Here is a 22,626-nt window from a genome sequence, read left to right on the forward strand (position 1 = left end):
TGGGGTGCCGCTGGTGTACGTCGATCCGGCGTACACCAGCCAGCAATGCTCCGAGTGCGGTCATATCGACCGGCGTAACCGCCAGTCACAAGCGACGTTCGCCTGCCGGTCCTGCGGGGCCCTCATGCACGCGGACGACAACGCGTCCCACAACATCGGCCGCAAGGGCGAGACGGTGTGGACTGCGGGGCGTGAGTCACGCGTCTCTGCCACCCCATAGGGGTGTCTGGACGGAGGAGCCAACCCAGCAGCCAGTTGGGCGCTACCTCCAAGCCCGGCCCTTCAGGGCCGGGTCAAGTTGACGGAATGTCGGCCCGGACGGCCTCGCGGACGACGGCACGCCCGTCCTGCGGTGTGAGGAACCGGGCCGCGACCAGCTCGCGGACGGAACGGACGACAGCCCGGACATATGCGCCGTGAGTCGGGTACAACTCGGCCAGACGCTTGTGGCTGAAGGGCACCTCGTGGCCGGCGATGCGGCAGAACGACGCCCCGGTGGAGGTGCCGCTCCAGGTGCTGGTCGGGACATCCAGATAGGGCGAGCGCAGACCGCCCCGGACATTGCCGAACTCGTCCGGCACCGGCCGGCCGTCCACCACCTCGATCGGCTCCGCGCGCGGCGGCGCGACGCCGTCGCGCACCCACGCGTCGAGGTTGCGGAGCATGGCGTCGAAGAAGATGTGGCTCGGCAAGCGGCTGCGCGGTCCCTGGTCGCACTCCATCGGCGGCACGGCGCGCCCCGTGCGCTCGATGTCCTCCGGCCGTGCCGAGTACAGCAGTTCCTCGGGTGTGGCGTGCCCGGCTCCGGCCATCTCGTAGTAGCGGAAGCGGTCGGCGTGGCGGTCGCTGTCCGGGCGGCGGGCGTCGATGCCGGTCAGGTAGTCCGACTGCGACATGACGTGCATGACGGGCACGCCCACGTCGCGGAACCGCTGGCGCTCGTCGCCCTGCGGGGGAGCGGGGGTGCACTGGTTGATCGGCATCGCCCCGACGAACCTCCCGCCGGAGACCGCGACGAGGTAGCCGTCGTAGAGCGGGCGGCCGTTGGCGCGGACGTCCAGCGGGTGAATCGCGTTGACGTAGGTCTGCAGATAGCCGCCGGTCTGGGAGTAGCCGAAGCCGTAGAGCCGCTCGACCCCGCTGACCGGGCTGCTCGGCGCGCCACTGCGCAGCAGCGCACCGACCTGGCTGTAGATGTCCCAGACCAGGCCGTTCTCGGTGGCGCGGGAGCTGTCGGCGGGGAACAGGCTCTGCGGCTCTGTGCAGTTGCGCGGATCGTCGAGCGGCAGCGGGTTGGCCATGGACAGCGGGCCGTAGCGCTCGGCGTCGAAGTTCTTGAGCGCCTCGACGGAGACGGGCTTGGCGGTGATGCCGACCCAGGCGTCACCGTTCTCGGTGATCCGGCGGCGCATCGCGCCCCAACCGATGTTGAGATCGAAGAAGTTGGAGGGGTTGAGCATCTCGACCACGACGTTGCCGCTGAAGTGGCGCGGGTTCTTCGGCTGCCGCACCAGGATGCGCGTGGTGTACGGGACGCCGGCCGTGCGCACCACGGCCGGGCCGGGTGCGGGCCAGTCGTAGACGTTGGCCTCACCGGAGACGAAGTACTCGTCCTCGGTGTATCCCGCCCGGTCCAGGTCCTCGGGCACCCGCTGGTGGCCCGCACCGCCGAAGGCGTGCGACTCCTCACTCTGCGCGATGGGGCCGGTGACCTCCGGGAGCGGTGTGCGCGGCCCCGTGCGATCCGCCCCTGCGTCGGGTCGCGGGGACCCCGCGGCGGGCACGGCCGCGCTGCCGAGGCACAGCGCGGCGACGAGGGACACCCGCACGGCGAGCCCCAGGCGGCTGCGGCGCCGGACGCGAACGGCTCGTGCCATGGTGACTCCTTCTCACGAGGGCCGGGGCAGCCGGAACGCTACTGCGCCGCCCCCCGGCCGACAACGCCGCACAGCGCGATACGGACAACGAGCCGCGACCACCGGAGACGCGAGCCGCGGCCTACCGTCCGGGCGGGACGAGCGTGTACGTGTGCGTCCCCGCGGCGATCGGCAGCGTCACGCCGCGCGGCCCTGGCCGCACGTCGACGGGCCTCCCGTCACGGAACACCCGCGTACCGGCACGGAAGCGGCCCGCCAGCAGGACCTCGCCGGCCCTGTCGGCCTCGGCCCGTACGGTGAGCACCTTGCGCGGGTCCAGACGGGCACGGGTCAGGGTGATGTCGGCGTGCGCGACATTGGTGAGCCGGAGATCGAGCCGGTTGGCCACGGCGATCCGCGGATACGGGCCCCAGCTCCGGTTGACCTCGGTGTAGGGCAGCGGATGGGTGCCCGTGTCGGAACCACGCGTGCCGGTCGCGTCTCCCCGCCCGAAGCCGTGGCTGAAGGCGTCCACGACGCCCTTGGCCGGTGCGGTGTCGCTCCCACTCGGGTCGGCGACCGTTGTCCCCGAGACCCAGTAGGCGTGGTCGTGGACCAGCCCCAGACGGCGGTCGTCACTGGCCGGAACGTAGGCGAACGAGACATGGTGCGGGTCGCGGTCGACCCGGGCGTCGCCGAGGAACTCCGTCGCCATCGGCATGTCGTAGCCCAGGGCGGCCAGCGTGGAGTGGGTCGCCGGCTGGTGGACCACGTAGCGGAAGCGGTAGCCGAGCTGGTCGAGACCGCGGACCCCGGCCTCCGGCGCCCCCAGGTTCTGCGCGCTCGTCCCGGCCAGGGGCACCAGCTCGTCCTGGCCCGCGACGACGTTGAGATACGGCACGTTGCGGGCGTTCTCCAGCCACAGGTTCGTCAGCGTCCCGATCCCGCCGGTCGGCGGCGCGGGCGGGATCCAGACCCCCTCGCCGGGCGGGGCGACGACGGAGAACGCCTTCCCGAACAGGTCCGGATACAGCATGCCGAGCCGGTACGTGCCGTAGCCGCCCATCGAGTAGCCGCTGATCGCGACCCGGCCGGGATCCAGGGTGAAGTGCCGGGCGAGGTCGTTCCACATCTCGAAGACGTCGTACTCGGCCTCGTTCTGGTACCAGCCGTCCGGCCCGCGTCCCAGCGGCGTGGCGACCAGGTTGTCGCGGGCCTCGCCGATCTGCTGGACGCCGATCGTCCCGTTGTACTGCCACTGCCGCTGCCCCAGTGAGTGCAGGGCCAGCGTCAGACCGGCCGGCCGTCCGCGTTCGTACGCCGTCGGGACATAGAGGCTGTAGGGCTGCAACTGGCCCTTGTACTGCGGGAACCGGCCCTCGGGATCACGTCCCTCTCCCAGGGCGAGCCGGCTGGGGAAGATACGCATCGTCGTGCCGTGGTCGGGCACCGAGGACCGTCGCACACCGTGCCGCAGTGCGTCGAAGTCGATCGCGTGGGCGAAGCGTGTCGGCGCGTGGTCGGCCAGCGCCGCGGACTGGGCGGAGTCCGGCGGCACGTTCTTCCTCAGCACCGGCTCGTCGAACCGGAACGCCAGGTTGAAGATGCCCGAAGGGTCCGGATCGAGAGGACCGGCGCCACCCGCGCTGTCCCGGTCCGCGGCGCTCCGCGGTCGCAGCCAGCCGCCGGTGGCGGTGTCGTACAGCCCCGTCGCGACCGTGGCCCGCCATGCCCCGCGCGGGTCGCTGACGCTGCGAGGGACCGTGACGGTCAGCTGATTGGCCTGCAGATCCGTACGCACCCGCAGCGGTGTGGTCCGCGCCGTCCCGTCCCCGGCGAACGACACATGCTCGGCCCCCGTTCCCCAGATCGTGATCACCTCGTCGGTCCCGGGGAACGGCGCCCCGGGATCACGCGGCAGCGTGCTCACGCCCGTCGCCTCGTCGCCGTCGGTGTCGAACGCGATCGCGGTGATGGTGGAGTCGCGCGCCAGCAGCGTGTTGAGCGTGATGCGGTAGGTCACCCTCGTGCGGTCGGCGGCGATCCGGAACTCCACCAGGTCGGCCGCGTTCCCGCCGTAGCGCCCGCTGTCGTCCGGCTGGACGGCGTTGCCGGCACACTCCGCACGCGAGTCGTGCCCCGCCCCGTCCGTGTCGGAGCCGCAGTCGTCGTGGAGGAAGTCCTGGTAGAGGTACTCGCCGTCGACGTACGCCTCGTTGCCGGACACCAGCAGCGGCGCCGCGTCGAAACGCGGATCCCGGTTCTCCAACTGCGGAGCGGGCGGCGCGGGGGCGTACAGCGCGTCGGGCCCGGGACGCGCGCCCGCCGTGACGAACGGCAGCGACTGCGGCCGCTCCCCGGCCACGGCCGGCGGAGCGACACCGGTCGACACCGGCACCGCGGCAATCAGGAAGACCATGGCGGCTCGCAGTAATCTCACGCGTGTGTGTCCCATTCCGGTCGGCGCCCGAACAACCCCTGCAATGTGCCCTTCCGGGCCGGTCGAGCAGCAGTACCGCGCCGCACAGCGCGAGTTGGGCCCCACGCACAATCAACGGAGGGGCCGCGTGACGGGCCGCAGGCGGTAGCGCAACCAGACGAGGCCGCCGCCGAGGGCGTCGCTCGAGACGAGTTCCAGCGCGTGGGTGAGGCGCGTCGATTCTCCGTACCAGCGCCGCTCCGCCTGCGAACCGGCCAGGCAGGGATGGAGCAGCAGGCTCACCTCGTCGATGAGACCTGCGTCCAGCAGCGCGCCGGTGAGGGAGCCGCCGCTGTCGACGCGTACGACCCCGGCACCGGCGCGCCGGCCGAGCTCGCCCAGCGCCGCAGCCAGATCGACCCGCTCCGAGCCGGTGACGAGCTCCTGTACAGGCGTGTCGGCGGGCCGCGGGGGAGTGGACCGCGAGGAGAGGGCGATCACGTCCGACCAGTGCCCGACCGCGCGCAGGGCCTCCCACTGCCGCACGCGCCCCCCGCCGTCCACGACGGCGAGCAGCGGCCCGCCCACGGCAGGACCCGGCCGGGGAGCAGTGGTCAGTGCCTGCTCCTGGGCGAGGATCGTGTCGGCCCCGGCCAGGGTGACGTCCTCCTGCCACGTGGCGGCGAGCTCGTAGAACCGGCCCACGTCCGGTTCGAAGCCAGTGGTGGCGCCGTCCAGAGAGACCGCCGCATGGGCCACCACGTGGGGGCGGCGGCGTGTGCTGCGGGTGGTCTGCGGCATGACAGCGACCCTAGAACACTCCTGCCCGGGGACGGGGCAGGCCGGGCATCACACGCACGCAGATCGTGTGGAGCGTGAGACCTTGGGCCGCAACGTCATTCCCGGACACTGGACTTTCCAGGTCATCGAAGATGACAACGCACCCGCTCCGGGCGACGGGCCCCGCGCCTGCAGGCGCAGGGCCCACTGCGACCGGCCGGGACGGGCGCGCCTCCGCCCGCGTCACCGGTGGGCGGTCAGTCGCGGTAGGACCGCAGCTGCCACACCTTGACCTGGTCCACGCCGACGGAGCCGTCTTCCGCGAAGAGCTGGATGCCCTCGCTGTCCGGGTCGGGGAAGATCTGGTCCGTGATCACGGCCTGGCCGTCGCCGCCGAACACTTCCACCGACGACCAGTCGACCAGTATCCGGATCCTGACCTTGCCGTCCTCGGCCGCCAGCGGTGCCCGCTGGACGCCGGGGAAGTCATGGTGGAAGTCCACCGCGCCCGACTTCGTGCGGTCGACGTACAGCTCCTGGGTCTTCGCGTCGTACCCGATGACGGTCTCCTGCCCCTCGCCGGTGCGGACCTTGAGCCCGAACCGCTCGGCGTCGCCGAGGGAGAAGGTGGCCTGGAGGTCGAGGGCCTTCCCGTCGGCCCGCCCCCCGGCCAGGGGCGTGGTGCCGTTCGTGACCGTGGTGTCGCGGACGCTGACGGCCTGGCCGGTGCGGAGCGACTGCACAGAGGCCACCGGCCGCTGGGTCAGGCGGATCCGGCCGTCCACGGTGCGCAGCGCCATCTCCCGCGGGATGCTCTGCGCGCTGCGCCAGGGGGAGGTGGGGATGCTGTTGCCGTACTGCCAGTTGTTCATCCAGCCGATCATGCGGCGCTTGCCGTCCGGAGCGTCCTCCCAGGAGACGGCCGCGTAGTAGTCCTTGCCGTGGTCGACCCAGTGGGCCCGCTGGACGCTGGAGGTCGCGGGCTGCTCCGCGGCGACGAAGTGGTCGGCCATGATGTGTCCCCAGCCGCCCTTGTTCATGTCGACGAGCTGGACGGCGGCCTGCTTGCCCCGGTGGGCGCGGAGGTCGAACGACGCCCAGTCGAGGCTGCCGCTGTCCGCGCCGGGCACGCTCTGGACGACCTTGCCGTCGATGAGGAGGTTCACGGCGGTCTCGGTCGAACGGGGCCGGGCCGGGGTGTCGGAGAGCATCACCTGGTCCAGCAGGATGTGACCCCAGCCGCCGGTGTTCTCGTCGACGACCTCGATGTGCGCCTTGCGGCCGGCGAGGTCACCGACGTCCCAGGAGGCCCAGTTGAGCGCCTCGGAGTCGGCGCCGGTGGCGCTGCGTACGATCCTGCCGTCGACGACGAGGCGGACGGCCGTGGGAGCTTCGGCTCCGGAGGGGTGTCTGCCGCCGCCGACGAGGAAGTTGATGTGCTTCGCCGTGACGGTGAACTCGGGCGAGGTGAGGGTGCCCGTGGTCGAGTCGCCGTCCAGGAAGCTGTTCACCAGCCGGTCGCCGGTGTGCCCGGACACCTGCTGCTGGCCGGGAAGCGTCCCCGCGGCGGGGCCGTCGCCGAAGGCGGTGCCGGTGGCGGTCCAGGATCCGTAGCCGTCATGTTCGAAGTCGGCGAGGACCGTGCCCTCCGGCGCCGGGGCGTCACCCAGGACCGAGCCCGGGACGTGCGGGTGACGGCCGCCGGCCACCTTGAAGTTGAGATAGGCGCTGTCCACGGTGAAGGGCGGCGAGGTGAGTGTGCCGGTCTCGGCGTCGTCGCCGTGGAAGCTGTCGACGAATCCCCGGCCCTCGACACCGCTCGTGCCCGACGTGCCGGGTGCGGGTGCGGGGACCGGTCCCGCGCCGAAGGCCGTGCCCGTCGTCGTCCAGGTGCCGTAGTCGCCGGCCTCGAAGTCCTGGACGACCAGCCCGGGCGGAGGCGTGTACGAGCCGTCGTCGTCGGGGGTGAAGCGGGTGCCGTCGAAGTCGCCGACGAAGTACTGCGCGGCCGAACCGCCGGCGATCCCGCCGGGATTGAGATTCACGACCAGTACCCACTTGGTGCGTCCGCTGTCCCCGTCGACGGGCAGCGGGAAGAGGTCGGGGCACTCCCACACGCCTCCGACCGCGCCGGCCGGGCCGAAGTCGCTCAGATGCGTCCAGCTCTTGAGGTCCTTCGAGGAGTAGAAGCGGACCTTGTGCTCGGTGGACAGCGACACCGTCATCAGCCAGCTCTTCGTCGGTGCGTACCACTGCACCTTCGGGTCGCGGAACTCCTTCGAGCCGATGTCGAGGACCGGGTTGCCCTCGTACTTGGTCCAGGTACGGCCGCGGTCCGTGCTGTACGCCAGCGACTGGGCCTGCCTGCCGTCCCTTTTGTACGCGCTGGTGTAGACGGCCACCATGGCGGGGTCGTCCTTCGTCCCGAAGCCACTGGTGTTCTCGTGGTCGACGACCGCGCTGCCGGAGAAGACCATCTCCTCGTCGTCGTGCGGGATGGCGAGCGGCAGCTCCTTCCAGTGCACCAGGTCCTTGCTGACCGCATGGCCCCAGGACATGTTTCCCCAGGTGTTGCCGCTGGGGTTGTACTGGTAGAAGAGGTGGTACTCGCCCTTGAAGTACACCAGCCCGTTGGGGTCGTTCATCCAGTTCTTCTCCGGGGAGAAGTGGAACTGGGGCCGGTAGGTCTCGGTGTGGGGCGGTGTGCCGGTCGCCGCCGCCTGGGGGACCGCGGCGGTGACGGCGAGCGCGCACGTCGCGGCTGCCGCGGCGACGAGGCGCAGCCGGGCACGTCGGTACACGGGGCCTGGGCTCATTGTGTCTCCTGCACTGTGGGCGGCGACGTCGTGTCCGCGTCCGCTGCGGTGGCACGACGCCGAGGGGATCGCAGTGCCGGGCGGGTGGGGGCCGGCCCGGAACGAGTGTGTCATCGATGACATATGTCAGCGATGACACCGCTTGGGCAGTGATGATGAGCGCGCCCGGGCCGGTCCGTCAATGGTTGCGGCAGAGCCGCCGGGACGGGAACCGATGACGGCCTATGGTCCGACCGCCGTCGCCGGCTGCCTCAACTCGCGCTCCCACGGCGGGTTCGGCCCGCTGACCGAGCAGGTGAGCGCGGCGACCCTGGCCGCGAACACGCACGCCTCGGCGACGTCGTCGATGCCCAGATCCGTCAGCCGGCCACCGAGCAGCCCCCGGGCTCCGAGGTGGTGGAGAAGCCCGGCCGTGAAGGAGTCACCGGCCCCGACGGTGTCCACGACGGCGGTCGCCGGCGCCGGCACCGTGACCCGCTCGCCGTCCAGCGAGGCGGTCGCGCCGCGCCCCCCGAGAGTGACGACGACGAGCCGGGCGCCTGCGGCGTGCCAGACGTCGCAGGCCCGGTCGATCGGGCAGCCGGGCAGCAGCAGCTCCAGGTCGTCCTCGCTCAGGCGCAGCACGTCGGCGATGGCGCACCAGCGCGGCAGCCGTTCGCGGTAGATCTCGGGCGCCACGAGCAGTGGCCGGACGTTGGGGTCGAGGCAGATCGTGGCGGTGGCCGAGGCGCGGAGGAGGAACTCCTCCACGACCCGGCCGCCGGGTTCGCGGACGAGGGCCAGGGAGCCCGAGTGCAGGCAGGCGGTGGACGTGAGGTCCGTCGCGGACAGTTCGTCCGCGGTCCACTGCCAGTCGGCGGTGCCCTGGGCGTGGAACGAGTACGCCGCCTGGCCGGCCGTGTCGAGCTCGGCGACGGCCAGGGTGCTCGGCTCCCCGGCGCGTACGGCCTGGGAGAGATCGACGCCGGATGCCTCCAGGCGGCGACGGAAGAGGCGCCCGAACACGTCGTCCGACAGCCGGGCCAGCAGGCGGGCGGGCGTGCCCAGCCGGGCGAGCGCCACGGCCGTGTTCGCAGGGCCGCCGCCCGGCAGCACCCGCAGGGCGAGTTCGTCGGGCGCGGACACGGACTCGGGCGCGGGGACGGTGAAGGCGTCGGCGACGCATTCGCCGAGGACGGTGACCTGAGGCAGGCGCATGGCTGCTTCTCTCCGGATAGGGCGGCGCGGGGGCGGCGCGCCGCGGAGGGGGTGCCCGAGGGGCGGCGCCGCCGCAGTGGGGCCGCTGTCGCGGCGTTGCGGATTTGTGACGGCCTCAAGGCATTGACGTTGCGGGGAGACGGAGTCCATCATCCTCCACAAGCGGTGTCAACGATGACATAGGTCAACGATGACACCGGCCCGGCAACAACCTTCCCGCGCCGCAGTGCCCTTGGACGCGGCCGCTCCGCCCGAGAACAGCAGGAGTCAGTCATGACCCGTAACAACCGTGCCGTTACCACCCTGGTCAGAGTGGCCGCCTGCACCGCCGCCGCGACGCTCGCACTGACGGCCTGCGGCTCCGGCGCACAGGACTCGGACGACGGGTCGGTGAAGGTCGGCCTGATCACCAAGACGGACACCAACCCCTTCTTCGTGAAGATGAGGGAGGGCGCCGCGCAGGCCGCGAAGGACAGCGGTGTCGAGTTGGTCAGCGCGGCCGGCAAGTTCGACGGGGACAACGCGGGCCAGGTCACCGCCATCGAGAACATGGTGAACTCCGGTGTGAAGGGCATCCTCATCACGCCCAACGACTCGAAGGCGATCGTCCCCGCTCTCGAGAAGGCCCGCGCCAAGGGCGTCATGGTCATCGCCCTGGACAGCCCGACCGAGCCGCAGGATGCCACCGACGCCCTCTTCGCCACCGACAACGTCAAGGCGGGCGAACTCATCGGCGCGTACGCCAAGGCCGCCATGGCCGGCAGGAAGGCGAAGATCGCGACGCTCGACCTGGCGCCCGGGGTCGCCGTGGGCATGCAGCGGCACGAGGGTTTCCTCAAGGGCTTCGGTGTCCCGGAGAGCGACCCGTCGATCGTGTGCAGCCAGGACACCGGCGGCGACCAGGCCAAGGGACAGACGGCCATGGAGAACTGCCTCCAGAAGGCCCCCGACATCAACGTCGTCTACACGATCAACGAACCGGCCGCGCTGGGCGCCTACACGGCGCTGAAGGCCAAGGGGCTGGAGAAGAAGGTGCTCGTCGTCTCCGTCGACGGCGGCTGCACCGGCACGAAGGCCGTCAAGGACGGCAAGATCGCCGCCACTTCGCAGCAGTACCCGCTCAAGATGGCGGCCCTGGGCGTCAAGGCGGTCGCGGACTTCGCCGATAACGGCAAGAAGGCCACCGGCTACACCGACACCGGCGTCACGCTGATCACCGACCGGGCACAGGCGGGGGTCGACGCCAAGGACACGGCGTACGGCCTGGAGAACTGCTGGGGCTGAGCCCCGGCGCCGTCCGGCCGCGGAGCGGCCGGACGGTCCGACGCGGCCGTGACCTCGGGGCCCCGGCGGCCACCCCGCACGTCCGGCGCACACCTGCCGCCGGCGACGACCTCCGGTACGCCTCCCGCACGAACGTCCCGTACCGCCACTGGCACGCACCTGCGCAATCCATCACCGGCCAAGGACCACCATGACTGCCACGACCACGCCCTACGCCCAGCTGAAAGGACCGACCGCGGTCCGCCGGCTGATCGCCACACCCACCGCGGGCCCACTGGCCGCGCTCCTGCTCGCCTGCGTCTTCTTCTCGCTGACGACCGAACAGTTCCTGTCCGGCGGCAACTTCTCCCTGATCGTCCAGCAGGTCATGGTCGTGGGCACCCTCGCCATCGGCCAGACGCTGATCATCCTGACCGCCGGGATCGACCTCTCCTGCGGCGCGGTCATGGCGTTCGGCAGCATCGTCATCGCCAAGACGGCAGCTCAGGGAACGCTTCCCCCGCTCGCCGCGATCACCCTCGGACTCGTGGTCTGCGGCGGCTTCGGCCTTCTCAACGGCCTGCTCGTGCGGATGATCCCGCTGCCGCCCTTCATCGTGACGCTGGGCATGCTCAACGTGGCGTTCGCGCTCACGCACATCTACTCCGCCGAGCAGACGGTGACCGATCTGCCCGCACCGCTCACCGCGCTCGGCGAGACCTTCCCGCTGGGCCGGACCGACATCACCTACGGCTCCCTCGTCACCATCGCCCTGTTCCTGGCCTTCGCCTACGCGCTCAGCAGCACCACATGGGGCCGCCACGTCTACGCGCTGGGCAACAGCCCGGAAAGCGCGCGGCTGAACGGCATCCGCACCTCCCGGCTGACCATCGGCATCTACACGCTCGCGGGGCTCGTGTACGGCGTCGCGGCGCTGCTGCTCATATCCCGTACCGGCGTGGGCGATCCGCAGGCCGGACAGACCGACAACCTCGACAGCATCACCGCCGTCGTCCTCGGCGGGACCAGCCTCTTCGGCGGCCGCGGCGCCGTACTAGGCACCTTCATCGGCGTACTCATCGTCGGCGTCTTCCGCAACGGGCTCCAGCTGATGGGCGTCGCGTCGATCTACCAGACGCTGATCACCGGCATCCTGGTGATCCTCGCCGTGACCGTCGACCAGATCTCACGGAAGAAGACGCGATGAGCACCGACACTGCCACCACACCCGTCCTTCAGGCCCGCGGTCTCGTCAAGAAATACGGCCAGGTGACCGCCATCGACGGGGCCGACTTCGACCTCATGCCCGGCGAGGTGCTCGCCGTCATCGGCGACAACGGAGCCGGCAAGACCAGCCTGATCAAGGCGCTGACCGGCGCGATCGTCCCCGACGAGGGGGAGATCCGACTGGGCGGGAAGCCCATCCGGTTCAGCGGCCCGCAGAGCGCACGCGAGCACGGCATCGAGACCGTCTACCAGGACCTCGCCGTCGCGGCCTCCATGGACATCGCCTCCAACATGTTCCTCGGGCGCGAACTGCGCCGCCCCGGCCTGCTCGGCAGCGCGTTCCGCATGCTCGACAAGAAGCGGATGCGGGAGGAAGCCGCCGCCCACATGGCCGATCTGAAGATCGGGCTGCGCTCCCTCACTCAGGCGGTGGAGACCCTCTCCGGCGGCCAGCGCCAGGCGGTGGCCGTCGCCCGCGCCGTGGCGTGGGCCAGGAGTGTCGTGGTGATGGACGAGCCCACCGCGGCGCTGGGCGTGAGGGAGTCGGGACAGGTGCTCGATCTCATCCGCCGGGTTCGGGACAGGGGCATGCCCGTCGTCCTGATCAGTCACAACATGCCCCATGTGTTCGAGATCGCCGACCGGATCCATGTGCACCGGCTCGGGCGGCGGGAGGCTCTGATCAGGCCCTCCGACCACTCCATGGCCGAGGTGGTCGCCATCATGACCGGGGCGCTCACGGTCCAGAGCGACGGAGGTACCGTCGTCACGGACGCCGACGCCGCCAGGGCCGCAGGCGTGTCAGCCCACTGAGCAGGCTCGCGACCGAGCCGGCTCGGAGAAGACAGCGGGCCCGGCCCACACGGGCCGGGCCCCGAGGACGCACAGGAACGGTGGTACATGGCCGCGACCCGCCGCCCCACTCTGGCCGATGTCGCCCGAGAAGTGGGTGTCAGCGCCAAGACGGTCTCCCGGGTGCTCAACGAGGACGGTCCGAGCTCCCCGCAGACTCGGGAGCGCGTCCTCGCCGCGGTGGCGAAACTCGGGTTCCAGCCCAACCTGATGGCCCGGAACATCCGCGTCGGAGGCCCCGACACCACCGTGGGGCTCGTCGTGCCCGACCTGGGCAACCCGTTCTTCGGAACGGTCGCCGGAGGTATGGAGGACGCGATGCGCAGCCGCGGACTGACCCTGCTCATGGGCTCCTCCGCCGAAGACCCCGAGCGGGAGCGGGTGTTGACCCAGACCTTTCTGGCCCGCCGGGTCAGCGTCCTGATGGTGGTCCCCGCGTTCGGCGCCGACCACGGCTATCTCAAGGCGTCGCGCGCGGCCGGGCTGCCGGTGGTGTTCCTCGACCGCCCCGGAGTCGGACTGTCGGCCGACTGCGTCGTCAGCTCCAACCGGACCGGCGTCCACGAGGGCGTCTCGCATCTCATCGCGCAGGGCCACCGGCGCATCGGTTTCATCGGTGACCTCCCCGCGAAGCTCTGGACCCGCCGCGAGCGTCTCGCCGGCTACCGCTCGGCGCTCGAGGACGTGGGGCTGCCCTACGACCGCACCCTGGTGACCGGCGCCCACAGCCAGGAGACCGCCGCTGCCGCGACCACCGAACTGCTGGGCCTCGCCGACCCGCCCACCGCCCTGTTCGCGGGCAACAACATCGTGGCCATGGGGGTGGTCGCCCAACTGGCCCGCGCCGCGCGCAAGGACGTCGCACTGGTCAGCTTCGACGACCTTCCGCTCGCCGACGTGCTCGAACCGGCTCTGACCGCCGTGGCGCAGGACCCGGCAGCCATCGGCGAGGCCGCGGCCAGGACCGCCCTCGCCCGCCTGGACGGCGACCGTTCCCGTGCCCGTACTGTCACCGTCCCCACGCGCCTGGTCGTCCGCGGCTCCAGCAGGCCGCCACGGCGTGTCCGGGCGTCGGCGGAAGCGGGCAGCTGAACAAGACCGTCGCGGCGGACGGGCAGCGCCCGGTACGGCCACGCAGGCGGCGAGCCCCCTGCGTGGCCTGGCGCCCCGGCGACCGCGCGCCGCCGGGGGAAGCGCCCGGTTGCGTGTACGAGGGCGGTCACGTCCCGCCGCGTACGAGGGCGGTCATGACGTCCGCTCCGGCTCCGGCCGCCGGTCGTGGATGTGGAGACCCCGGAGGTCCCATGCCTCGACCTCGTAGGGGACCGGCGCGGCACCGGACGTCGTTGCCCGCAGGCGCCACGGTGCGCCACCGACCGGATAGAGACGCAGCGTGAGAACCTGCCCCTCGGCCGTGAACACCTCGGCGGCGGAATGGTCGAGCACGACACGGATGTCCGCCCGCCCGGGCGGCGCGGGCAGTCGCCAACTGCCTCGCTTGGCCCGCGGATCCAGTGAGGCACGGGACCGGTCGACGACCACGTCTCCGGTGGCCGGGTCGCGGACGATGTCGAGGTACTCGCTGCCGGCCGCGTCAGTGACCAGCCGCAGACCACCGGCAGCGTCGAGGCGAGCCGTGATGTCGCACGCCGGTCCGACCTCTCCCAGCTCGACCGGCCGGCCGGCGCGGACCTCCCCCGCGGAGCGGACCCGGCGCCCCTGGCGCAACTGATCGATCTCCCGGGCGGGCCGCTGCCGGAGCGTTCCGTCCCGGCCGGGGGTCACCTCGCGGGGCAGGGACAGCATCCCGGCCCAGCCCACCTCGTCCGTCCACGTGCTCGGAGCACCGACGCGCACCTCGTCCCGCGCCTCCCAGAGCCACGCCCACAGCAGCCATCGGCCGTCGGGAGCGTGCAGCAGCGCCGGCGCGTAGAAGTCGGGTCCGTGGTCGAGACGCTGAGGTGCGCCGGCCACGAAGGTCCCGTCCTTCTCGCGTCCGGCCCATGCCGCCGTGCACAAGGCCCCTTCGTGCGGGTCCCACGCGCTGACGAGCACCGTGCCCCGGCCGTCGCCGAAGTGCGCGTACTGGGCGCACTCCCAGCCTTCTTCCGTATTGCCCCCGCCGGGCAGCGGCTCGGGTGCACGGGCGAGGAAGACGCCCTGGTACGTCCACTCGGTCAGATCGGTGGAGGAGTACTGCACCGCTGCCCCGCGACCGTCGTCCAGTGCCGCGCCGACGAGCATGCGCCACCGCTCACCGTCGCGCCATACGTACGGATCGCGGAACATCGTCGTGCCCGCGGGTGGTTCGGCGACGGCGAGACCCTCCTGCTTGGTGAAGGTCAGGCCGCCGTCGCGGGAGGCTGCCCGGGCGATGGGCTGGTACCAGCGCCCGGCATGCAGGGCCGAGTAGAAGGCGACGAGTTCGCCGCCTGCCTCCACGGCGTTGCCCGACCACACGCCGTCCGCGTCGTCGCCCTCGGGAGTGGGGGACAGGGCCATGGGCAGCAGTTCCCAGTCGAGCAGGTCCCTGCTGCGGAAGTGACCCCAGTGCATGTCGGCATGGCGGGCGCTGCCCGGGTTGTACTGGAAGAAGACGTGATAGTGGCCGTCGTGGAAGACCAACCCGTTGGGATCGTTCACCCAGTGGCGGGGCGGGCGGAGATGGACGGCGGGAAAGTGCGGGTCCCGCGCTCGGGCCGGGACGGTCCGGTGCCGCTGCACGGTCTTCACGGTCTGCGCCGGGTCAGCCACGGCTGCGCTCGTTGTAACGGTGTCGCACCTTCGCGGCCTGCCCGGTGTTCGCCTCCGACTCCCGCAGCGAGCGCTCGCCCCGCAGACGGGTGCGCTCGGCGAGGTGCTCCATGTGCTGCTCGAAGCGGGCCCGGTAACGCTCGCGCATCTGCGCGATCTCCTCGGCGACCGCTCCGGCACGGGCCGCCGGCGCAGGCATGGGCGCACCCGCGGGGCGGACGGGCAGGCGCTGCTCGAGCGGAAGGATGCTCGCCCTCGGCGAGGGGAGTGCCTGGTACCAGTAGGCGGTCGAGGCCCAGTCGTCGCTGAGGTGGTTGCCGTGTCCGTGCTCGACGGAGACCTTGATGCGCTCCTCGAAGCGGACCGGGTCGGTCACATGGAAGCGGTAGTTGACCGAGTAGCCGGGGACGTCGGCCTCGTGGAGGATCGCGCCGTGGTAGAGGTAGGCGTTCTTCTGCATGCCCCACGCGTGGTTGAAGTAGTCCTCGGTGCCGGTGCCGTGCAGGGAGGGGGGCCAACTGGTGGTCCCGTCGGGGAGGAAGTCGTCGTCGATCCAGATCATGTCGTTCCCCTCGCCCCACCAGCTTCCCTGACGGTGGTGGACGGAGAGGTTGCAGCCGACGTAGTGCCCGGTGCCCTCGGTGTCGAGGATGACGTAGTTGTCCTCGCCGGTGACATCGGCGATGTTGACCTCGGGGCTGTTGGTCTGTATGTCCGGGGCCCAGCCGTTGCACGGATTGCTGCGGTTCCACCGGGCGTGGAAATACAGGGTGTCCTCGGGCAGCGGCTCGGGAAACAGTTCGTAGTCGATGTAGAAGTACTGCTGGATCGGCAGGTCGTTCTCGTTCACCAGCTCGATCCGGGCCCGCTTGCCGAACGGCATCGGCGCCCAGCAGTTCAGTGCGGCGCTGCCGCCGAACAGCAGGGACTCCTCGGGTTTGGCGGAGACGGTGAAGAGGGCGGACTGGTAGCTGTTCGGCATGCAGTGGCCCACGCCGAAGAAGTCCCCGAGCGGCACCAGGACCGCCGGCTCGTCCTCGTCGTCCCAGGTGATACGGATCAGAACCTTGCGGTAGTAGTCCGGGTCGGGCTCCTCCCAGTTGACGCCGAGGGCGTTGTGGATCTCCATGACCGGGGCGACGGTCTCCGCCTCCAGCGGGTCGATCAGGCCGGGGCCGAGCGTCCTGCGGCAGAACTGCGTCATCCAGATGTGGGTGATCTGGCCCGGACCCTCGAGATCGGCGAGGACCCGGCTGGAGTGGGCCGGGGTGGTCCAGTAGTCCTGATTGCGGCCGCGCTGGTCCCAGCTCGAGGTGCGGGCGCTGCGCGCCGCCTTCCGGCGGGTCAGATCGGCGAGTGGGGAAAGCATGTGGCGGTACCTTTCGTGAAGTCGGACGCTGATGTCGGTGGTCGGTGGTCGGTGCCGGTCGTTGGAGGCCGGTCGCTGAAGCCGGGCCGTGGAGGACACGACGGGTTCCTCCACCGCCCGGTCGACGGGAGGCCGGGCTGTTCCACGGCCGGCGAGTGTGCTACTGCGGGCCGCAGCCGCACGAGGTGCGGTAGACGACGCGTGGTTGGAGGCGGACGACCTCGCCCTCCCCGCGGGTGTCGCCGTTCACTCGCCGCAGCAGCAGAGCCATGGCGGTGGTGCCGACGTCGAAGGCCGGCTGGACGACGGCGGTGACACGGGGCTCGAAGAGGTCCGCCTGCGGGAAGCCGTCGAAGGCCGCGAGCTTGAGATCCTGCGGGATCCTCAGGCCGAGTTCCGCGGCGGCCTCCATGACGCCCACGGCTGTCTCCGTGCTGGCGCAGGCGACCGCTTCGGGCCGCCGCGCACCTCCGAGCAGCCGCACGGCGAGGGCGCGGGTCTCCGCGGCCAGCCCCGAACCGGTGATGACCAGTTCCGGATCGTCCTCGCCGTGCGCCGACGCGACCGCCTGCACATAGCCGCGGTGGCGCTCGGCCATGGTGGGGACCGCGAGGTCCCCGGCCGCCAGGGCGACGGTGCGGTAGCCGTGGCCGAACAGGTGCTCCACGAGCTCGCGCATCGGAGTGGTGTTGTCCACCCCGACCTGGTCGGCCGCCCCCGGGGCGCCGAGCCGGTCGAGGATCACCACGGGCGTACCGCTGCGCCGGACGGCTTCTGCCTCCGCGCCCGTCGATCGCGCGGCCGGAGCCACGATGAGTCCGTCCACCCGGCGAGCCGAGAGCGCCTGTACCGATCGCGCCTCGTGGGCGGGGTCCTCTCCCGAATGGGCGAGCAGCAGGGTGTATCCGGCCCGTGCCGCCGCGTGCTCCACGCCCCGGACCATGTCGGCGAACGTGGGCTGCCCGGCGTCGGAGACGACCAGCCCGACGGAGTCCGTGCGCGAGCGGCGCAGCGCGCGGGCGAGCGTGTCCTGACGGTAACCGGTCTCCTCGATGGCCTTCAGGACCCGCTCGCGGGTCGAGCCCGCGACCGGCCGGGTCCCGTTCACGACGTGCGAGACGGTCGAGGTGGACACCCCGGCGAGCTGCGCCACGTCGACGATGGTTGTCACGCACATTCCTCCGTATCGAAACGTTTGCGCGAAACGTTTGCGCCGATTGTTGTCACGGGATCTCGTGGGTGTCAAGAAGGTCCGGGCCCCGACCTGCCGGTGGATCTCGACACTTGGCCCTGCGGGAGGAGGGGCGAAGCGTGCCCTGAGCTGCGGCGGGACCGGTGGGAGCGCCGACCGGCAGCAAGGGGGAGCCCGAGCGGCGGCGACGGGGAGCGTTGACTGGCGGATCGCGGCGGGCGGCGACCGGCAAATGGACACGGCGCCGCTTGCCGCCGCCCGCACCCGGCCGCACGGGGCCGACGGCGCCGCGCCGCCGCACGGATGCTCAGGGGTGACCCGGTGCCGGCTTTCCGCCCGTCCGGGCCACGGCAGCGGGCGCGGCGTGCCCGGTCAGTCGGGGCAGCCGCACGACTCGCGGTACGTGATCTCGGGTACGAGCCGGACGGAGCGGTAACTCGTCGTCGTGTCGTCCTCGAGGCGGCTCAGCAGGATCTGCATGGCGGTGCTGCCGATCTCGTACGCGGGCTGTGTGACGGTGGTGATCCGGGGCCGGAAGAGGTCGGCGTTCGGGAATCCGTCGAAGGTGGCGAACGCGAAGTCGTGCGGCGTCCCGAGGCCCAGATCGCGTGCCGCCTCGAGCACTCCGACGGCGGCCTCCGTGCTGACGGCGACCACGGCCGTGGGCCGGTCGCTCCTCGTCAGCAGTGCGGTGGCCTGCTCGCGCACGGCGGCCGCGAGGCCGCTGCCCATCGACACGAGCGCGTCGTCGGCCTCGATGCCCGCCTCGGCGAGCGCGTCGAGATAGCCCTGCCGGCGCTCGGCGACGGTCGACACCGCGGCGTCGCCGCCTGCCAGTGCGATGCGCCGGTGGCCGTGCTCGATCAGGTGCAGTACCACGTCGCGCATGGGAGCCGCGTTCTCCACGCCCACCTGGTCCGCCCGGACACCGCCGAGACGGTCCATCAGGACGAGCGGGGTTCCACGCTGCTGGATGTCCGCCATCTCCTTGCGGTGGGACCGGCCCACCGGGGCGATGATCAGTCCGTCCACCCTGCGCTCGGTCAGGGCGTGCAGCGCCCGCAGCTCCCGGGCCGGGTCCTCCCCGGAGTTGGCGAGCAGCAGCGTGTGCCCGGCGGCGGCGGCCTCGTGCTCGACGCCCCGGACCATTTCGGCGAACGCGGGCTGGGTCACGTCCGACACGACGAGACCGATCGAGTCGGTGCGTGACCGGCGCATCGCACGGGCGACGCTGTCCCGCCGGTACCCCGTCGCAAGGATCGCCTCCTCGACCCGTGTGCGGGTGTCGTCGCGGACCGGACGCGTGCCGTTGAGGACGTGGGAGACGGTGGAGGTGGAAACTCCCGCCAGTTGTGCGACGTCGACGATCGTTGCCACTGCCTGATCTCCGCCTTATCTCATCGAAACGTTTACGAAACGATGGCACGGGTGGGTGGCCCAGTCAACGGCCCTCGCATCGGCCGCACGGCACATGTGCGGGCTCGGGCGCCGTGACGGCGGGCGGCGGCAGGCGGAGCGGCATGCGTCAGCACTGGGGGATTCGGTCGGCATACAACCTTGACACGGGAAACGGCCTGAGTATCTTTCATCGAAACGTTTGCCCCCGAAGTGATCCGGCTCGCGGCGTGAATCCTCCCCTGCCCCGTGGAGCGGCCATGTCCGGCAAACCGGACGGGCGCCCGTCGTGGGCCGAGTCAGCAGATGCGCATCGAACGATGCCAGCGAAAGGTGCACCTATGTCAACGATGACACAAGCGGCCGGCGGGTCGGGTTCAACGCGGATCCGCCGCCTCGCAAGCGGTGTCACAGCGACGGTCATGGCGGCCGCCACGGTGACGGCCTGTGGCACCGGCACCGGGGGAGCGTCCGGCGACGGGCTGATCACCCTCGCGATGCACAACCCCAACATCCAGGAGCAGGACCCCGCGACGTACGAGCTCGTCCAGGCGTTCAACGCGAAGAACCCGGCGATGAAGGTCGAGCTCGTCGGGCGGCCGATGGAACAGCACCAGCAGCAGATGACCATTGCCGCGCAGAGTGACACGCTCCCCGAAGTGTTCTGGGTCTACGACGCGCTGGCGAAGACCATGGTGAAGAACGGCGACCTGCTCGACCTGCGGCCGGTCCTGGCCGAGAAGGACCTGGACACCAAGTTCGCGCCCAACATGCTCACGGCCTTCAAGCAGGACGGCGTCCAGTACGGACTCCCCTACCAGGCGCTGATCACGGGGTTCTACTACAACAAGGCCATCCTCGACGAGCACGGCATACCGGTCCCCAGGACCTTCGACGACCTGCTCGCCGCCGTGAAGAAGCTGAAGGCCGCGGGAGTCGTACCCATGGCGCAGGGCGCGAACAACTCCTCGTTCAGCGTGTGGGCCTTCCTCACGATGCTGGACCGCTTCGGCTACGAGGAGAAGTACCAGGCGATCCTGGACAAGAAGCAGAGCTACGACAACGCCGACTTCCTCCGCCTCTACCGGCACGTCGAGGAACTGGCCGAGGCCGGGGCCTTCCCGCCCAACATGTCGACGCAGACCTACACGCAGGCAGTCGCCTCGTTCACCGCCGGGCAGGCGGCCTTCCTCGACTCCGGAGTCTGGGACGCCGCGAAGATCCAGGAGAGTCCTGTCGGCAAGGACGTCGGCTTCTGGGCCGGCCCCACCTTCTCCGACGGCGTCGGCAACCAGAACCTGGTGATGAACGCCCCGTCCGCACCACTCGTCGCCGCCGCCGGGGTGAAGAAGGACCCCAAGAAGTACGAGGCCGTCAAGAAGTTCCTCCAGTTCTACTACAGCGACGAGGGCCAGCAGATCCTGGTCGACAACGCACAGCCGCCCGTCACCACGTACGTGCCGGCCGTGGACAGGAGCGAGTCCCCGGTCTTCTGGGCCGTCCTGGAGGAAGCGGCCCGCCCCGAGCTCTCGAGCCCCGCGGCACAGCCCGACCTGGTCGTCCCGGCGGATACCGCCAACGCGATGTACGACAGCTTCTACGGGGTCATGTCGGGCGCGATGAAGCCCGAGGAAGCCGTCCAACTGGTCCAGCGGACCCTCAAGTAGCCGACGGTACGACGCAGCCGGCGGCGGAAGCCGTCCGGCACGACCAGGGCCGGCCGCCGGCCGAATGGCAAGGACAGCATGAATTGGCTCACCACCCGCCGGAGCTTCACGCTCATGATCGCACCGGCGCTGCTGCTCTACACGGGGTACATGGTCTATCCGATCCTGTACTCCGTCTACTACAGCTTCACCAGCTACGACGGAGTCTCACCGGCGACGTTCACCGGCCTCGACAACTACCGCGAGATGGCGAACGACACCGTGTTCACGACCTCGGTCCAGAACACCGGCATCATCCTCGGCGTCGCGGTGACCCTGCTGGTACCGCTGGCCTTCCTCATGGCGGTCCTGCTCAGCGGCGACGTCAGGGGAAGCGCGGTCCTCAGGCCGCTCGTCTTCGCGCCGGCGATCGTCGCACCGATTCTCGTCGGACTGATCTGGATCTTCATACTCGACCCGGAGATAGGCCTGCTCAACGCGCTGCTGCAGGCCGTCGGGATCGCCGTCCAGCCGCAGTGGATCGGGGGCAGCACGCTCAGCCCGTACTCGATCGCGTTCGTCTACATCTGGCAGCAGATCGGGTTCATCGTCACCATCCTCTACGCCGCGATCCGCATGCTGCCGCGTGACGTGATGGAGGCCAGCACCCTCGACGGCGCCTCCCGCTTCCAGCAGCTCCGGTACATCACCGTACCGATGCTGCGTCAGTCGTTCGGGATCTGCACAGCCCTGGTGGTGACGGGTGTGTTCAAGATCTTCGAGCTGGTCTACGCGCTGACCGGCGGCGGTCCGGTGCATCTGTCCGAAGTGATGGTCAGTTACATGTACTACGTCACCTTCACCACCCTGCAGTACAGCTACGGCATGGCGCTGGCGGTCGTGGTCTTCGTGATCGGCGTCCTCGCCACGGTCGCCACCCTGTTCGGCGTCAAGAGGAGGGTCGCGGCATGAAGACGACCAGCACCCGATACGCGGCGTCGCACGCCGGGATCCGCCCGGCCCGGCCGCCGCGCCGCGGCCGTCTCATCGCCTCGGCCGTCGCCTACCTCATCACCTTCGTGATCCTGCTGCCGCTCCTGTGGATCACGCTGCTGTCGTTCCAGACGAACGAGAACATCCTGGCGGACCCGTTCTCGCTGTCGGACCTCGGCCTGGCCAACTACCGGCAGGCCCTGGAAACCCTCGACCTGATGCTCATGTACAAGAACACGCTGATCCTGGCGGTCTTCTCCGTGACCATCGGCCTGGCCGTGTCCTACATGGCCGCCTTCGCGCTGACCCGGATGGTCTTCCGCGGCGGCGGACGCGGCGTGCAGAACACGATGAAGTACTACTTCCTCGCCGGCCTCGCGATACCCGTCTACATCCTGCTCTTCCCGGTCTACCGGCTGGACATCGCGCTGGGCCTGTTCGGTACGCACGCGGCTCTGATCCTCCCCTACATCGCCGTCTCGATCCCCTTCAACATCCTTCTCCTGACGGGGTTCCTCCGCGAGTTCCCGGAGGAGATCGAACAGGCGGCCGTCATCGACGGGGTGGGTCTCTGGTCGATGGCCTGGCGCGTCGTGTTCCCCCTCATGCGTCCGGTCGTGGCCACCCTCGCCATCCTCAACGTGATCTACGTCTGGAACGAGTTCCCCTTCGCCGTGACGTTGATCAACGATCCGGAAATGACGACGATCTCGCTGGGGATCTCCCAGTTCCAGGGCGTCTACAGCGTCAACTACGGGGCCATGATGGCCTCCGCCATCCTCGTGCTCGTCCCTCAGCTGGTCATCTACGCCGTCTTCCAGCGGCAGGTCATCTCCGGCATGACCGCAGGCGCAATCCGCTGATCCG

General features: G+C 70.6%; 17 protein-coding genes. 8 read left to right on the forward strand and 9 right to left on the reverse strand.

Annotated features, from left to right (window positions below; genetic code table 11):
* Nucleotides 1–220 (forward strand): zinc ribbon domain-containing protein (locus ACWD01_RS30210; protein WP_451166177.1); only part of this gene is annotated, 220 nt, incomplete at its 5' end.
* 73 nt (nucleotides 221–293) lie between these two features.
* On the opposite strand, the gene ACWD01_RS30215 is transcribed toward ACWD01_RS30210, so the two are convergent.
* The 5 genes from ACWD01_RS30215 to ACWD01_RS30235 all read right to left on the reverse strand — a co-directional run bounded on the left by ACWD01_RS30215 (nucleotide 294) and on the right by ACWD01_RS30235 (nucleotide 9,068).
* Entirely contained in the window at nucleotides 294–1,877 is a 1,584-nt protein-coding gene (locus ACWD01_RS30215; protein ID WP_451166178.1) for an alpha/beta hydrolase domain-containing protein, read from the reverse strand.
* A 121-nt stretch (nucleotides 1,878–1,998) separates the two neighbouring features.
* On the reverse strand, nucleotides 1,999–4,296 hold the full coding sequence (locus ACWD01_RS30220; protein WP_451166179.1) for a hypothetical protein: 2,298 nt from the start codon (nucleotides 4,294–4,296) through the stop codon (nucleotides 1,999–2,001).
* Between the two features lie 111 nt (nucleotides 4,297–4,407).
* The gene (locus ACWD01_RS30225; protein WP_451166181.1) at nucleotides 4,408–5,076 is read right to left on the reverse strand and encodes a dihydrofolate reductase family protein; all 669 of its coding nucleotides are present in this window, start codon (nucleotides 5,074–5,076) and stop codon (nucleotides 4,408–4,410) included.
* A gap of 236 nt (nucleotides 5,077–5,312) precedes the next feature.
* On the reverse strand, nucleotides 5,313–7,871 hold the full coding sequence (locus tag ACWD01_RS30230; protein ID WP_451166183.1) for a GH32 C-terminal domain-containing protein: 2,559 nt from the start codon (nucleotides 7,869–7,871) through the stop codon (nucleotides 5,313–5,315).
* Between the two features lie 222 nt (nucleotides 7,872–8,093).
* Nucleotides 8,094–9,068, reverse strand: coding sequence for a carbohydrate kinase family protein (locus ACWD01_RS30235; protein ID WP_451166185.1), 975 nt, complete (start codon nucleotides 9,066–9,068; stop codon nucleotides 8,094–8,096).
* A gap of 273 nt (nucleotides 9,069–9,341) precedes the next feature.
* Here ACWD01_RS30235 and ACWD01_RS30240 point away from each other — a divergent pair, with 273 nt between their 5' ends.
* From ACWD01_RS30240 to ACWD01_RS30255, 4 genes are all read left to right on the forward strand, one after another.
* A complete protein-coding gene (locus tag ACWD01_RS30240; protein WP_451166187.1) occupies nucleotides 9,342–10,352 on the forward strand; it encodes a substrate-binding domain-containing protein in 1,011 nt (336 codons plus the stop codon).
* Between the two features lie 190 nt (nucleotides 10,353–10,542).
* Nucleotides 10,543–11,538, forward strand: coding sequence for an ABC transporter permease (locus ACWD01_RS30245; protein ID WP_356893163.1), 996 nt, complete (start codon nucleotides 10,543–10,545; stop codon nucleotides 11,536–11,538).
* On the forward strand, nucleotides 11,535–12,371 hold the full coding sequence (locus tag ACWD01_RS30250) for an ATP-binding cassette domain-containing protein (protein WP_356893165.1): 837 nt from the start codon (nucleotides 11,535–11,537) through the stop codon (nucleotides 12,369–12,371). Before ACWD01_RS30245 ends, ACWD01_RS30250 begins: the two co-directional genes overlap by 4 nt.
* A gap of 87 nt (nucleotides 12,372–12,458) precedes the next feature.
* A complete protein-coding gene (locus tag ACWD01_RS30255) occupies nucleotides 12,459–13,502 on the forward strand; it encodes a LacI family DNA-binding transcriptional regulator (RefSeq protein ID WP_451166189.1) in 1,044 nt (347 codons plus the stop codon).
* Between the two features lie 153 nt (nucleotides 13,503–13,655).
* Here ACWD01_RS30255 and ACWD01_RS30260 read toward each other — a convergent pair whose 3' ends face one another.
* The 4 genes from ACWD01_RS30260 to ACWD01_RS30275 all read right to left on the reverse strand — a co-directional run bounded on the left by ACWD01_RS30260 (nucleotide 13,656) and on the right by ACWD01_RS30275 (nucleotide 19,102).
* Entirely contained in the window at nucleotides 13,656–15,164 is a 1,509-nt protein-coding gene (locus tag ACWD01_RS30260) for a glycoside hydrolase family 32 protein (protein ID WP_451166191.1), read from the reverse strand.
* The gene (locus ACWD01_RS30265; RefSeq protein WP_451166192.1) at nucleotides 15,157–16,533 is read right to left on the reverse strand and encodes a glycoside hydrolase family 172 protein; all 1,377 of its coding nucleotides are present in this window, start codon (nucleotides 16,531–16,533) and stop codon (nucleotides 15,157–15,159) included. The genes ACWD01_RS30260 and ACWD01_RS30265 overlap by 8 nt, the downstream gene beginning before the upstream one ends.
* A 160-nt stretch (nucleotides 16,534–16,693) precedes the next feature.
* Complete coding sequence (locus ACWD01_RS30270) at nucleotides 16,694–17,704, reverse strand: LacI family DNA-binding transcriptional regulator (protein WP_451166194.1); 1,011 nt, start codon at nucleotides 17,702–17,704, stop codon at nucleotides 16,694–16,696.
* Nucleotides 17,705–18,097: 393 nt separating this feature from the next.
* Entirely contained in the window at nucleotides 18,098–19,102 is a 1,005-nt protein-coding gene (locus ACWD01_RS30275; protein ID WP_451166196.1) for a LacI family DNA-binding transcriptional regulator, read from the reverse strand.
* A gap of 440 nt (nucleotides 19,103–19,542) precedes the next feature.
* Between ACWD01_RS30275 and ACWD01_RS30280 the strand changes: the two genes are divergently transcribed.
* The 3 genes from ACWD01_RS30280 (at nucleotide 19,543) to ACWD01_RS30290 (ending at nucleotide 22,622) form a co-directional block, all read left to right on the forward strand.
* Complete coding sequence (locus ACWD01_RS30280; protein WP_451166197.1) at nucleotides 19,543–20,787, forward strand: ABC transporter substrate-binding protein; 1,245 nt, start codon at nucleotides 19,543–19,545, stop codon at nucleotides 20,785–20,787.
* Nucleotides 20,788–20,865: 78 nt separating this feature from the next.
* Nucleotides 20,866–21,738 (forward strand): carbohydrate ABC transporter permease, encoded by an 873-nt coding sequence (locus ACWD01_RS30285; RefSeq protein WP_451166198.1) that lies wholly within the window; start codon nucleotides 20,866–20,868, stop codon nucleotides 21,736–21,738.
* Nucleotides 21,735–22,622: a carbohydrate ABC transporter permease gene (locus ACWD01_RS30290; RefSeq protein ID WP_451166200.1), complete on the forward strand. Its 888-nt coding sequence runs from the start codon at nucleotides 21,735–21,737 to the stop codon at nucleotides 22,620–22,622. The genes ACWD01_RS30285 and ACWD01_RS30290 overlap by 4 nt, the downstream gene beginning before the upstream one ends.
* The last annotated feature ends 4 nt before the right edge of the window (nucleotides 22,623–22,626 follow it).

The organism is Streptomyces sp. NPDC002835, from assembly GCF_053591995.1.